The sequence below is a fragment of the Streptomyces albidus (ex Kaewkla and Franco 2022) genome, assembly GCF_013870515.1.
Lineage (GTDB): Bacteria > Actinomycetota > Actinomycetes > Streptomycetales > Streptomycetaceae > Streptomyces > Streptomyces albidus.
Genome location: NZ_JACBXA010000021.1, coordinates 1 through 11601, shown reverse-complemented (window position 1 = coordinate 11601; position 11601 = coordinate 1). Strand labels below are relative to the sequence as shown.

Here is an 11601-nt window from a genome sequence, read left to right as displayed (position 1 = left end):
TCTGATCTTGTACGTCACGCGTACACCGAACCGAGCGGGGTGAGGGATATGGCGACCAAGGACACAGGCGGCGGCCAGCAGAAGGCCACACGTCAGACCGAGGACACCGAGGAGCAGGCGGAGGAGACGCAGGTCTCCGAAGACCTCAAGGAGCGTCAGGAGGCGCTCTCGGATGACGTGGACTCCGTTCTCGACGAGATCGATGACGTCCTTGAAGAGAACGCCGAGGACTTCGTGAGGTCGTTCGTTCAGAAGGGCGGAGAGTAAGGCGCGTGATCACCGTCCTGCGTCCCCGTCGCCGGGGGCGCAGGACGGATGACATTCGTGCCTCCGGGTATGGTCCGTGCAGCATTCCAAGATCTCCTCTGACTCGACTTCCGACTCGTGGAAGGAAACGTGTGGAAGCCAACACTCGTGACACAGGGCGTCTGCCGGCTGCCTTCCTGACGCCAGGCTCGTCCTCGTTCATGGATTTCCTGTCCGAGCACGCCCCGGACGTGCTGCCAGGCAGCCGCCCCATGCCCCCCGTCGAGGGTGCCGTCCAGGTCCCGCACGGCACCACCATCGTCGCGGCGACCTACCCCGGCGGCGTGGTGCTCGCGGGGGACAGGCGAGCGACCATGGGCAACGTCATCGCTCAGCGGGACATCGAGAAGGTGTTCCCGGCTGACGAGTACTCCGCAGTCGGAATCGCCGGCACGGCCGGCCTCGCGGTGGAGATGGTCAAGCTCTTCCAGCTCGAGCTGGAGCACTTCGAGAAGGTGGAGGGCTCGGGTCTCTCCCTGGAGGGCAAGGCCAACAGGCTCTCCACGATGATCCGCAGCAACCTCGGCATGGCGATGCAGGGTCTCGCGGTCGTCCCCGTCTTCGCGGGTTACGACGTGGACCGTGCGAAAGGCCGGATCTTCTCCTACGACGTGACGGGCGGCCGTTCCGAGGAGACAGGGTTCTCCGCCGTCGGATCCGGTTCGGTCTTCGCCCGCGGTTCGCTGAAGAAGCTGCACCGGGACGACCTGACGGAGCAGGAGGTCTGCACGGTCGTGCTCCAGGCCCTCTACGACGCGGCGGACGACGACTCCGCGACGGGCGGCCCGGACATGACCCGGCGGATCTACCCGATCGTCACGGTCATCGACGACGAGGGCTGCCGCAGGCTGAGCGAGGACGAGGTCGCCGAGCTCGTCCGCACGATGCACGAAGGCCGGCTCCAGCGGCCCGACGGGCCGCAGGCCCCGATCTCCTAATGGCCACGGGGGTCTTCTGCGCCCTCTCAGACAGGACAGGAAGGGACGGATAGCCGGTGTCGACGCCGTTCTACGTCTCACCCCAGCAGGCCATGGCGGACCGCGCCGAGTACGCCCGCAAGGGCATCGCGCGGGGCCGCAGCGTGGTCGTGCTGCAGTACACCGACGGCATCGTGTTCGTCGCCGAGAACCCCTCGCGGTCGCTGCACAAGATCAGCGAGATCTACGACCGCATCGCCTTCGCCGCGGTCGGCAAGTACAACGAGTTCGAGAACCTCCGTATCGGCGGCGTGCGTTACGCGGATCTGCGGGGCTTCACCTACGACCGGGCCGACGTGACGGCTCGCGGTCTGGCGAACGTCTACGCGCAGACGCTGGGCACCATCTTCTCCAGTGCGGCCGAGAAGCCGTACGAGGTGGAGCTGATCGTCGCCGAGGTCGGTGCCGCGCCCGAGGACGACCAGATCTACCGGCTGCCCCACGACGGCTCGATCGTGGACGAGCACGGTTCGCTCGCCGTCGGCGGCAACTCCGATCAGATCAACAGCTACCTGGAACAGCGCCATCGCGACGACATGACGCTGGCGGAGGCCGTCAAGCTCGGCATGGAGTCCCTGGCGAGGGACAACAACGGCGGTGAACGGGAGCTGACCGCGGACCAGTTGGAGGTCGCTCTGCTCGACCGCAGCCGTCAGCAGCAGCGCAAGTTCAAGCGTGTGCTGGGCAGCCAGCTCGCGCGTCTCCTCGGGGAGGACGGTGCCGGCTCGTCCTCCGGCGACGGCGGATCCAAGGACTCGTCGGACTCCGACTCGGAGGAGTAGCGAGCTCTCATCTCAGCGCGTCACGTGCCCCGGCAGGTCTCAACACCTGCCGGGGCACGTCGCATTGTGCGGTGAGGAGGGACGGCCCGCCGCGCGAGGCACCGGCACCGTTCACGCGTCGGCGGGAGCGGCCGTGGAGCCCCGCCTTACCAACTGGACGGGGAGCACGGGGGAGTTGGCCCGTCGTCCGTCCAGGACGGCCAGCAGTGCGCGCATGCCCTCCGCGCCGACTTCCTCCGCGGGCAGCCGCACGGTTGTCAGCTCCGGCTCCAGAGCCGTGGCCAGGCTCAGATCGTCGAATCCCGTCACGGACACGTCCTCGGGCACACGAAGCCCCAGCCGCCGTGCCGCCTTGCAGGCTCCCGCGGCCAGCAGGTCGTCGTCACAGATCAGTGCGGTGGGCCGGGGCCGCGCCGCCAGAGCCCGTGTGGCGGCCTCCAGCGCGTCCTCGACGCTCAATCCGGAGCGCTCGGTCCCCACGAGCCTCCCCGCGGTGCCTGCGACGGCCCGTGCCAGCGCGCGCGCCCGTACGCCGAAGGTCCAGCTGTCCACCGCGGCGGCGATGTGAGCGATGCGCCGGTGGCCCAGGCCGAGCAGGTGGGCGGCGGCCTGGTGCATGCCGTCGGCGATGTCGAGGTTGACGGTGGCGGCCGCGCGGTCGCCCTCCGGATCGCTGTCGAGCATGACCAGGGGCAGCTGGCCGCCGTCGCGGAGTGCGGCCAGCGCCTCCGGAGCCATCGACGAGGCGATCACGCCGTCGAGCGCCGCTCTTGCGGACCCGAAGGGGTCGACGGCCGGCCCCGTTCCCTCGGGGGAGGGGTAGAGCACCACGCCGAAGTCGTGCTCGGTGGCGACGCGTGAAGCGCCCGTGTGGACCCGCGCGAAGTAGTCGTGGGTCAGCGCCGGGACGACGAGCAGCGCGGTGCGGGTGCGGCCGAGCCGCAGACTGCGAGCGGCCAGGTTGGGCCGATAGCCGAGTGTGCGGGCGGCGGAGCGAACGGTTTCAGCCGTTCCGGGTGAGACCCGGCCCTGCCACTTCCCGCCCAGTACGAGGGAGACCGTCGCCTGGGAGACGTTCGCGTGCCGGGCGACGTCACGACTGGTGGGACGGGCGCCGGCTGAGGCACCGGCTGCCGGGTCCGCTGCTGCGGACCTCCCGGGAGACGGCCCGGTGCGTGGCTCCGCCTCGGTTCCCGGCCGCCGCGTGCTCGCCATCCGTACCGCTCCTTCCGCCCGTCGCACATCGTGCCCGGGGTGGACCGTGGGTCAGCGACATGGTACGTATGACGTCGAGGTTATACGTACAACGTGTCCTTGCGGCGCGGAGAGGAGCCGAGTGATGGCTACGGGCTATGCCGAACTGCTGCGCGCCCGGCACGCGATGCGGCTGCTCGTGGGCACGCTGATCGGACGGCTTCCCAACGCCACGGGCCCGCTGGCGATCGTGCTCTTCACCCGCGCCGAGGGCGGTGGCTACACCCTCGCGGGCGCCCTGTCCGCCGTGTACGGGCTCGCGACAGCTGTGGGGCAGCCGCTCCTGGGGCGGCTCGTCGACCTCCACGGTCAGCCGCGCGTGATGTTCCCCGCCGCACTGCTCTCGGGCCTGGGCATGGCGCTGTTCGCGGTGGTCGGGATCGATCCCGTCCCCATGGCTGCTCTCGCCGTGCTGGTCGCCGGTCTGGCCACGCCCCCGCTGGAGGGCGGTCTGCGGGCGCTGTGGCCCGGCGTCCTCAAGGGGCCCGACAAGGTGCACAGGGCGTACGCGCTGGACGCGGTGGCCCAGGAAGTCATGTTCGCCGTGGGGCCGCTGCTGCTGACCTTGTTCGTCGCCTACTGGAACGAGGCCGCCGGGCTCCTGGTCATCAACATTCTCGGCGTGCTCGGTGCGGCCTCGGTCCTGGTCTCGCCGCCGTCCCGCGCCTGGCGCTCGGCGCCGCGCGAGGCGCACTGGCTGGGCGCGCTGCGCTCCTCGGGGCTGCTCGCACTGCTGGGTTCCTTCTTCTTCGTCGGTCTGGCGCTCGGCTCCATCGCGGTCGCCGCCGTCAGCTACGCCGACGGCTACGGTGACGCCCTCATCTCCAGCTATCTCCTCTCGGCGCTGGGCTTCGGTGCTCTCCTCGGCGGAGTCGTCTACGGAGCGCGGCACTGGCCGGGGGTGCCGGAGCGGCGACTCGTATGGCTGGTTCTCGCTCTTGCCGTCGGCTACCTTCCGCTGGCCCTGGTGCCCGGCGTGGTCTCGATGACGGCGCTGGCGGGCGTCGCCGGCGTCTTCCTCGCCCCGGCCCTGGCGTGTGCCTTCGTGGTGGTGGACCGGCACGCTCCCTCCGGCACCGTCACGGAGGCCTTCTCCTGGCTCGTCACCACCTTCGGGGTGGGCGCGGCTGGGGGTACGGCCGTCGTGGGCCCGGTCATCGAGTGGGGCGGTGCCTCCGCGGGGTTCGGGGTCGCGGGTGTCGGGGGCGTCGCGGCGCTCGTGGTGCTGCTGCTGACGGCGCGCGCCCTGTCGGTGACCCCTCCCGGTTCCGGCGCGGCTCCCGTCGTCGGACTTGCCGCAGGTCCTGGCCACGCGTCAGCGCCGGTGGCGGGGGCGGAAAATGATCGCAATGCTGCCCCCGAACCCGGTTTCAGAACAGGCCGTCAGGCGTAATGTTCAGTCATGGACCGCCGAATCTTCGGGCTTGAGAACGAGTACGGCGTCACGTGTACGTTTCGGGGACAGCGACGCCTGTCCCCCGACGAAGTGGCGCGGTACCTCTTCCGCCGTGTCGTGTCATGGGGCCGCAGCAGCAACGTCTTTCTGCGCAACGGGGCCCGCCTCTACCTGGACGTGGGCTCGCACCCCGAATACGCGACACCCGAGTGCGACAACGTGACCGAGCTGGTCACCCACGACAAGGCGGGCGAGCGCATCCTCGAGGGCCTCCTCGTCGACGCCGAACGCCGCCTGCACGAGGAAGGAATCGCAGGCGACGTCTACCTCTTCAAGAACAACACCGATTCGGCGGGCAACTCCTACGGCTGCCACGAGAACTATCTCGTGGCGCGGCACGGGGAGTTCTCACGTCTCGCGGACGTGCTCATCCCCTTCCTCGTCACCCGCCAACTCGTGTGCGGCGCGGGCAAGGTGCTGCAGACGCCGCGCGGTGCCGTCTTCTGCGTCAGCCAGCGTGCCGAGCACATCTGGGAGGGCGTCAGCTCCGCGACGACGCGTTCCCGCCCGATCATCAACACCCGCGACGAACCGCACGCAGACGCCGAGCGCTACCGCCGTCTGCACGTCATCGTCGGCGACTCGAACATGTCGGAGACGACCATGCTGCTCAAGGTCGGGGCCACCGACCTCGTGCTGCGCATGATCGAGGCCGGCACGGTCATGCGCGACCTGACCCTGGAGAACCCGATCCGGGCCATCCGCGAGGTCAGCCACGACATCACGGGGCAGCGGAAGGTGCGCCTGGCGAGCGGCCGCGAGGCGTCCGCCCTCGAAGTCCAGCAGGAGTACTACGAGAAGGCGCTGGACTTCTGCGAGCGCCGCGGTATCCGTACGGGCAGGGTCGAGCGCGTTCTGGAGCTGTGGGGCCGTGCGCTGGACGCGATCCGCACCGAGGAGCTCGACAAGATCAACACGGAGATCGACTGGGTCATGAAGTACCAGTTGATCGAGCGCTACCGGAACAAGAACAACATCACGATGTCCCACCCCCGGGTCGCGCAGATAGATCTCGCGTACCACGACATCCACCGCCGCCGCGGGTTGTACTACCTGCTGGAGCGGAACGGTCAAGCGGCCCGTATCTGCAACGATCTCAAGATTTTCGAGGGCAAGTCGGTGCCGCCGCAGACCACTCGGGCCCGGCTTCGCGGGGACTTCATCAGGCGGGCCCAGGAGCAGCGGCGGGACTTCACCGTCGACTGGGTCCACCTCAAGCTCAACGACCAGGCGCAGCGCACCGTGTTGTGCAAGGACCCCTTCCGGTCGGTCGACGAGCGAGTGGAGAAACTCATCGCGGGGATGTGAGACGTGTCGGCGGTGGCGGGGATGGCCGGGCGGGGTCGTAGGGTTGCCCCGACCGCCCGGACATCCCTACACCGCGAGTTGGACACATGCTGCAGACTCCCGGGGGAACAACCCCCCACCCCAGGAAGCCCTACGTGCGTCGCTTCGCTGCGGCGCTGGCCGTACCCGTGCTGGCCGTCTCCGTCGCCGCCTGCGGCAGCGACGACGGCTCCGAGTCGAAGAACGGAGCCCTCCCGAAGGTCACCGGCGCCACGGACAAGAAGCCCAAGGTGGCCAAGGGCGAGGGCAAGCCGCCCAAGCAGCTGAAGGTCAAGGTCCTCAAGGAGGGCGACGGGCAGAAGGTCAAGAAGGGCGACTCGCTCAACGCGAACTACCTGGGCCAGCTGTGGAAGGGCAAGGAGTTCGACAGCAGCTGGAAGCGCGGGCAGGCCGCCACCTTCCAGATCGGCACCGGCAAGGTCATCAAGGGCTGGGACGAGGCCCTGGTCGGCAAGAAGGTCGGCAGCCGCGTCGAGATGGTGGTGCCGCCGGCGAAGGGTTACGGCAAGCAGGGTCAGCCCCCGCAGATCCCGGCCAACGCCAGCCTCGTCTTCGTCGTCGATCTCGAGAAGATCATGCCGAACAAGATCGACGGCGAGCCGGTGAAGGGCGACCACAACCCGGCTCTTCCCGAGGTCAGCAGCGAGGTCCTGAAGAGCAAGGGGCCGACGATCACGATGCCCAAGGGTGTCGAGGAGGCGCCGGACGAGCTCCTCGACGAGACCGTGGTCAAGGGCGACGGCAAGAAGATCACCAAGAAGAGCACGATTCTGACCAACTTCACGGCCAAGATGTGGAAGGACGGCAAGCAGCTGGACGACACATGGCGGCAGGGCGGTCCGCAGGAGATCCCGGTCTCCAAGATCCCCGGCTGGGCCGAGGCGCTGGAGGGCAAGAAGGCCGGCAGCCGCGTGGTGATCTCCGTGCCCAAGGACGAGTTCCCCAAGCAGCAGCGCAAGCAGTTCAAGTCCGGGGTCGTCTTCTCGGTCGACGTGCTGAGCGTGAACTGAGCACCGCCAGGCGTGAAACACTGGCGCGGTTGTCCGAATGATTCGTTGGTAGGAGCCATTTCGTGAGCATCGACAAGCCCGAGGTCGACTTTCCCGAGGGCGCGCCGCCTGCCGACCTGGAGATCGTGGATCTCTGGGAGGGCGACGGTCCCGAGGCCAAGGCCGGCGACAACGTCTCCGTCCACTACGTGGGCGTCTCCTTCTCCAGCGGCGAGGAGTTCGACGCCAGCTGGAACCGCGGCAAGCCGCTGCAGTTCCAGCTCGGTGCCGGTCAGGTCATCCCCGGCTGGGACCGTGGCGTGCAGGGTATGAAGGTCGGCGGTCGCCGTCGGCTGACCATCCCGTCCCACCTCGCGTACGGAGAGCAGGGTGCGGGCGGCGGCCGTATCAAGCCGAACGAGACGTTGATCTTCGTCTGCGACCTGGTCTCCGTCTGACCGGACCGGCCGCGCAGCTCCCGAGGACCCCGCCCCGTGCGGGGTCCTCGGTCTTTGCTTTGGCCGGGCAGCCGACGAGCGGTACCGTCGAGTGCTCAGAAGAGCACAGAGCAGTACGAGAGAGGCACGAGGGAGCCCATGGCGATTGCCAAGGCCGAGCGGCTGATGAACCTGGCGCTGTGCCTGCTCGGGACCCGGCGCCCGCTGACCAAGCGTGAGCTGCGTACGTCGATCGAGGCGTACCTGGAGGCGGGCAACGACGAGTCCTTCAACAGGATGTTCGAGCGCGACAAGGACGATCTGCGCGAACTCGGCCTCGTCATCGACACGGTGGAGGGCCTGGACGGCGATGTGGGGTACCGGGCCCAGCACGACAGCAACAGGCTGCCGCCCATCGCCCTCGACGCCGAGGAAGCCACAGCGCTGGGCCTGGCCGCACGCGTGTGGCAGCAGGCCCGTCTCGCCGGTGCGGCCAGCGGCGCCCTGCAGAAGCTTCACGCGGCGGGTGGGATGCCGCAGTACGACGGGGACGGGGAGGGCCACGGGCCCGCGATCCCGCACAGCACGCTGGAGCCCCATATCCCCGCCCGCGAGGCCGCGTTCGAGCCGCTGATGCTCGCCTGCCGCGACCGCCGGCCCGTCGTCTTCGACTACCGCAAGTCCAACGCGGCCCGCCCAGAACGCCGTCAGGTCGAGCCCTGGACGCTGGAGTGCTGGCGCGGTCACTGGTACCTCGCGGGCTTCGACAGGGACCGGCAGGCCGAGCGCGTCTTCCGCATCTCCCGCATCACCGGCCCCGTACGGTCCCGCGCGACGGCCTTCACCGCGCCCGTGCCGGACCAGGTCACCGTGCGGGAGACCGTCGAGCGCTGGGCCGGTGAGAGCGCGTCCCGCACCGCGCGCATCCGCCTGCGTCCCGGCTCCGGCTATCCGCTGCGGGCGAGGGCGACGCAGGTGCGGGAACTGGCCGACGGCTGGGCGGAGTTGGAGATCCCGTACGGACACGGGCTCGACGCCTGGCTCGTGGAGTTCGGGCCGGACGTGATCGTGCTGGAACCGGCCGAGTTGAGGGCCGAAGTGGTGGACCGGCTGCGCGCCGTCGCCAAAGGCTGAGGGGGAGCGCAGAAGTGGCATCGAACGCCATCGACCAGACCCGCAGGATGCTGTCGCTGGTGACCTATCTCCGCGACCGGCCCGGCGCCCGCATCGACGACGTGGCGCGCGCATTCGGCATCACGGCCGACGAGTTGATCTCCGATCTGGACGTGCTGCCGATGTGCGGCACCAGCTTCCGCGGCGGCGACCTGCTGGAGATCGACACGGACGGCGAGCGCATCTGGTGGCGCAACGCCGACGCCCTAGGCAGCGACACGGCGCAGCCGCTGCGCCTCGCCTCCGACGAGGCGACGGCCCTGCTCGTGGCCGCCCGCGCGGTCGCCACCCTGCCGGGGCTGCGGGAGAGCGACCGTGACGCGTTGCAGCGCGCCACCGCCAAGCTGGAGGCCGCGGCGGGGGAGAGCGCGGGAGCAAGCTCCAGGCTGTCGGTCACCTTCGAGTCGGAGGGCGGGGTCTTCGCCGACGTGGACCGCGCCATCGCGGAGCGGCGCAGGCTCTGGCTGCGCTACTACTCACCGGCACGCGACGAGCTGACCGAACGCGAGGTCGACCCCATCCGTCTCTTCGCCGTCGGCCACACCTACCTGGAGGGGTGGTGCCGGCTCTCCGAGGCCCGCCGCACCTTCCGGCTGGACCGGGTCGCGGAGATCAAGCTGCTGGACGAGCCGGCCGATCCGCCGCCGGTGGAGCTGCGCGATCTGAGCGAGGGTCTGGTCCAGCCCGCCGCGGAGGACCCCGAGGTCGTCATCGAGGTCGGTCCGGGAGGGCGCTGGGTCGCCGAGTACTACCCGTACGACAGCGCGGAGGAGCTGCCCGACGGCGGTCTGCGCGTCACCCTGCGCACCCCCGACCCGGCTTCGCTGCGCCGGCTGGCTCTGCGGCTGGGCCGCGACGGCCGGATCGTGGCACCCCGTGAGCTGGCTGAGAACGCGAAGGAAGCGGCCCGGCTGGCGCTGGCGGCGTACGGGGAGTGAGCCGGGTGCGGCCTCCTGCGAAGGCCTCCTGCGAAGGAGGCGCGGACTCCGCTTCGCCGTGAGCCACTAGGCTTCGCGCATGCTCTGGCCCATGTTCTATCTCGCACTCGCCTTCTGCGGAATCGCCGTGCTCGGTGTGCTGGCCGTCCGGGTCGGTGTGGAAGTGCGCCGTTTCACCCGGGCCGTGGGGGACAGCTCCGAGCGGATCACCCGTGCCGCCGAGGACCTGGAGCGGGCCGCGGTGCCGCTCGCCGGGCGGGCCGGTGCGACTGGAGGTGCGGGCGAGGCCGCTGAGCACGCGAAGGGACGGGCTTCCGGCCGGGTCCGGCCGTGACGGGGGGCGGTGCCTACGCGCACTGCCTGGCCCGTACCTATGGACGGTAAGCTGCAGAGTGCCGCGTCGTCGGTGAAAGGCGACCGCAACCCCGAGTGGGTACGGGCATTGCCCCTCGTTCACTCCTCAGGGTTACGATCGCTGGCAGTACTCGCTTGACGCAGCCCGTCCGATTCACACGGCAGGCAAGCACACACGCCGGCCCCGGCGAGAAGGTAGTGGCACATGATCGGCAATTTGAAGCCCCTGGAGATCGTTCTGATCGTCCTGGTCATCCTGCTGCTGTTCGGCGCCAAGAAGCTTCCGGACATGGCTCGTTCGCTGGGCAAGTCCGCCCGCATCCTCAAGAGCGAAGCCAAGCAGATGAAGAAGGACGGCGGCGACGACAACGACGCCGGGACCTCTGCCGACTCCACCCAGCAGGCCCCGCGCACCATCCAGGCCTCACCTGGGGACGTCGCCAGCTCGCGCCCCGTCTCCGAGCCGACCAATCAGCAGAAGCAGTCCTGAACTGCCGCCTGACTCCGGCACATCCTGCCTGTCCGGCGAATGTGCAATTCCGACACTTCAGACAATGAGGACGTGGGTTGCTCAAGTCAGCCCGTAATGAGGGCAAGAGGGAGAAGGATCCCGAGGGGCGGATGCCCCTCGCGGAGCATCTGCGGGAGCTGCGCAACCGGCTCATGAAGGCGGTGCTGGCGATTCTCGTCGTCACCGTCGTGGCGATGATCTACTACAAGCCCATCGCCGGCTTCCTCACCGACCCGGTGCGCGAGTCCGTTGGCTGCACCGAGGGGTTCGGGCGTGCCGCCCAGGACGGCGAGACCTGTGCCGAGATCACCATCAACGGCCTGATCGCGCCGTTCACGATCATGCTCAAGGTCGCCCTCACGGTCGGTGTGGTCGCAGCGTCCCCCGTGTGGCTCCACCAGCTCTGGGGATTCCTCGCTCCCGGGCTGCACAGGCACGAGAAGCGCTACGCGCGGGCCTTCGTCGGGGCGGGCGTCCCGCTCTTCCTCGGCGGCGCATACCTCGCGTACCTGATCCTGCCGAAGGCGGCCGCGACGCTGCTCGACTTCAGCCCGGACGGCACCGGCAACCTGATCCCGCTGGACGACTTCCTCGACATCGTCACCCGGCTCGTGATCGTCTTCGGGCTCGCCTTCGAACTGCCGCTGCTGCTGGTCCTCCTCAACCTCACCGGCGTCCTCGGGGGGCGCCAACTGCTCGGCTGGTGGCGGATCATGGTGCTCTGCATCACGATCTTCTCCGCCGTCGCCACCCCGACCGGTGACCCGCTGACGATGACCGCGCTGGCCGCGCCGATCGTCCTGCTCTACTTCGGGGCCGTGGGCATCTGCCTCTTCAACGACCGACGCCGAAGCCGGAACGATCCCTATGCGGGCATCGACGACGACGAGGCGTCCGAGATCGACACCCCCGACGCCCTCGACGACGCCGAGACCGTACCGGCCCAGCGTTCGCTGACGGACGGGGAGCCCGAAGGCAAGGGCGAGCTCGGACCGTCGGGGCGCGACGGTTACGGGGACGCGACCTGACGTTGTAGGGTCCGCGCGTGACCAGCGAGATCACTCTTTTCGTCAATCC

13 protein-coding genes are annotated in these 11601 nt (G+C 69.3%); 12 read left to right on the top strand and 1 reads right to left on the bottom strand.

Translation table 11 applies throughout. The features are described from left to right. Positions 1-48: 48 nt before the first annotated feature. From H5J26_RS06120 to prcA, 3 genes are all read left to right on the top strand, one after another. Positions 49-267: a ubiquitin-like protein Pup gene (locus H5J26_RS06120; RefSeq protein WP_181764673.1), complete on the top strand. Its 219-nt coding sequence runs from the start codon at positions 49-51 to the stop codon at positions 265-267. A gap of 131 nt (positions 268-398) precedes the next feature. Beyond that, positions 399-1244 carry a proteasome subunit beta gene (prcB, locus tag H5J26_RS06115; RefSeq protein WP_181764672.1) on the top strand — a complete coding sequence of 282 codons (846 nt, stop codon included), beginning with the start codon at positions 399-401 and terminating at the stop codon, positions 1242-1244. A gap of 56 nt (positions 1245-1300) precedes the next feature. Then, positions 1301-2065 carry a proteasome subunit alpha gene (gene prcA, locus H5J26_RS06110; protein WP_181764671.1) on the top strand — a complete coding sequence of 255 codons (765 nt, stop codon included), beginning with the start codon at positions 1301-1303 and terminating at the stop codon, positions 2063-2065. 111 nt (positions 2066-2176) lie between these two features. Here the strand turns inward: prcA and H5J26_RS06105 are convergent, their stop codons facing one another. Further along, positions 2177-3280 carry a LacI family DNA-binding transcriptional regulator gene (locus tag H5J26_RS06105; RefSeq protein ID WP_181764670.1) on the bottom strand — a complete coding sequence of 368 codons (1104 nt, stop codon included), beginning with the start codon at positions 3278-3280 and terminating at the stop codon, positions 2177-2179. 124 nt (positions 3281-3404) lie between these two features. On the opposite strand from H5J26_RS06105, the gene H5J26_RS06100 reads away from it, so the two are divergent. The 9 genes from H5J26_RS06100 (at position 3405) to tatC (ending at position 11552) form a co-directional block, all read left to right on the top strand. Next, entirely contained in the window at positions 3405-4712 is a 1308-nt protein-coding gene (locus H5J26_RS06100) for an MFS transporter (RefSeq protein ID WP_181764669.1), read from the top strand. A 9-nt stretch (positions 4713-4721) separates the two neighbouring features. Continuing rightward, complete coding sequence (gene pafA / locus H5J26_RS06095) at positions 4722-6083, top strand: Pup--protein ligase (RefSeq protein WP_181764668.1); 1362 nt, start codon at positions 4722-4724, stop codon at positions 6081-6083. Positions 6084-6217: 134 nt separating this feature from the next. Then, entirely contained in the window at positions 6218-7132 is a 915-nt protein-coding gene (locus H5J26_RS06090) for an FKBP-type peptidyl-prolyl cis-trans isomerase (protein WP_309237798.1), read from the top strand. A gap of 62 nt (positions 7133-7194) precedes the next feature. After that, on the top strand, positions 7195-7569 hold the full coding sequence (locus H5J26_RS06085) for an FKBP-type peptidyl-prolyl cis-trans isomerase (RefSeq protein ID WP_181764666.1): 375 nt from the start codon (positions 7195-7197) through the stop codon (positions 7567-7569). A gap of 138 nt (positions 7570-7707) precedes the next feature. Next, positions 7708-8682, top strand: a complete 975-nt coding sequence (locus H5J26_RS06080; protein ID WP_181764665.1) for a helix-turn-helix transcriptional regulator — start codon at positions 7708-7710, stop codon at positions 8680-8682. Positions 8683-8696: 14 nt separating this feature from the next. Beyond that, entirely contained in the window at positions 8697-9659 is a 963-nt protein-coding gene (locus H5J26_RS06075) for a helix-turn-helix transcriptional regulator (RefSeq protein ID WP_181764664.1), read from the top strand. A 79-nt stretch (positions 9660-9738) separates the two neighbouring features. Next, the gene (locus H5J26_RS06070; protein ID WP_235980435.1) at positions 9739-9993 is read left to right on the top strand and encodes a hypothetical protein; all 255 of its coding nucleotides are present in this window, start codon (positions 9739-9741) and stop codon (positions 9991-9993) included. 225 nt (positions 9994-10218) lie between these two features. After that, positions 10219-10503 carry a Sec-independent protein translocase subunit TatA gene (tatA, locus tag H5J26_RS06065; RefSeq protein WP_181764663.1) on the top strand — a complete coding sequence of 95 codons (285 nt, stop codon included), beginning with the start codon at positions 10219-10221 and terminating at the stop codon, positions 10501-10503. Between the two features lie 77 nt (positions 10504-10580). Continuing rightward, positions 10581-11552: a twin-arginine translocase subunit TatC gene (gene tatC, locus H5J26_RS06060; protein ID WP_181764662.1), complete on the top strand. Its 972-nt coding sequence runs from the start codon at positions 10581-10583 to the stop codon at positions 11550-11552. Positions 11553-11601: the final 49 nt, after the last annotated feature.

What these genes read in the sequence shown, in the direction of transcription:
- H5J26_RS06120 (WP_181764673.1), top strand. Translation starts at nt 49, where the DNA reads ATGGCGACCAAGGACACAGGCGGCGGCCAGCAGAAGGCCACACGTCAG.
- H5J26_RS06105 (WP_181764670.1), bottom strand. Translation starts at nt 3,280, where the DNA reads ATGGCGAGCACGCGGCGGCCGGGAACCGAGGCGGAGCCACGCACCGGG.
- H5J26_RS06100 (WP_181764669.1), top strand. Translation starts at nt 3,405, where the DNA reads ATGGCTACGGGCTATGCCGAACTGCTGCGCGCCCGGCACGCGATGCGG.
- pafA (WP_181764668.1), top strand. Translation starts at nt 4,722, where the DNA reads ATGGACCGCCGAATCTTCGGGCTTGAGAACGAGTACGGCGTCACGTGT.
- H5J26_RS06080 (WP_181764665.1), top strand. Translation starts at nt 7,708, where the DNA reads ATGGCGATTGCCAAGGCCGAGCGGCTGATGAACCTGGCGCTGTGCCTG.
- H5J26_RS06070 (WP_235980435.1), top strand. Translation starts at nt 9,739, where the DNA reads ATGCTCTGGCCCATGTTCTATCTCGCACTCGCCTTCTGCGGAATCGCC.
- tatA (WP_181764663.1), top strand. Translation starts at nt 10,219, where the DNA reads ATGATCGGCAATTTGAAGCCCCTGGAGATCGTTCTGATCGTCCTGGTC.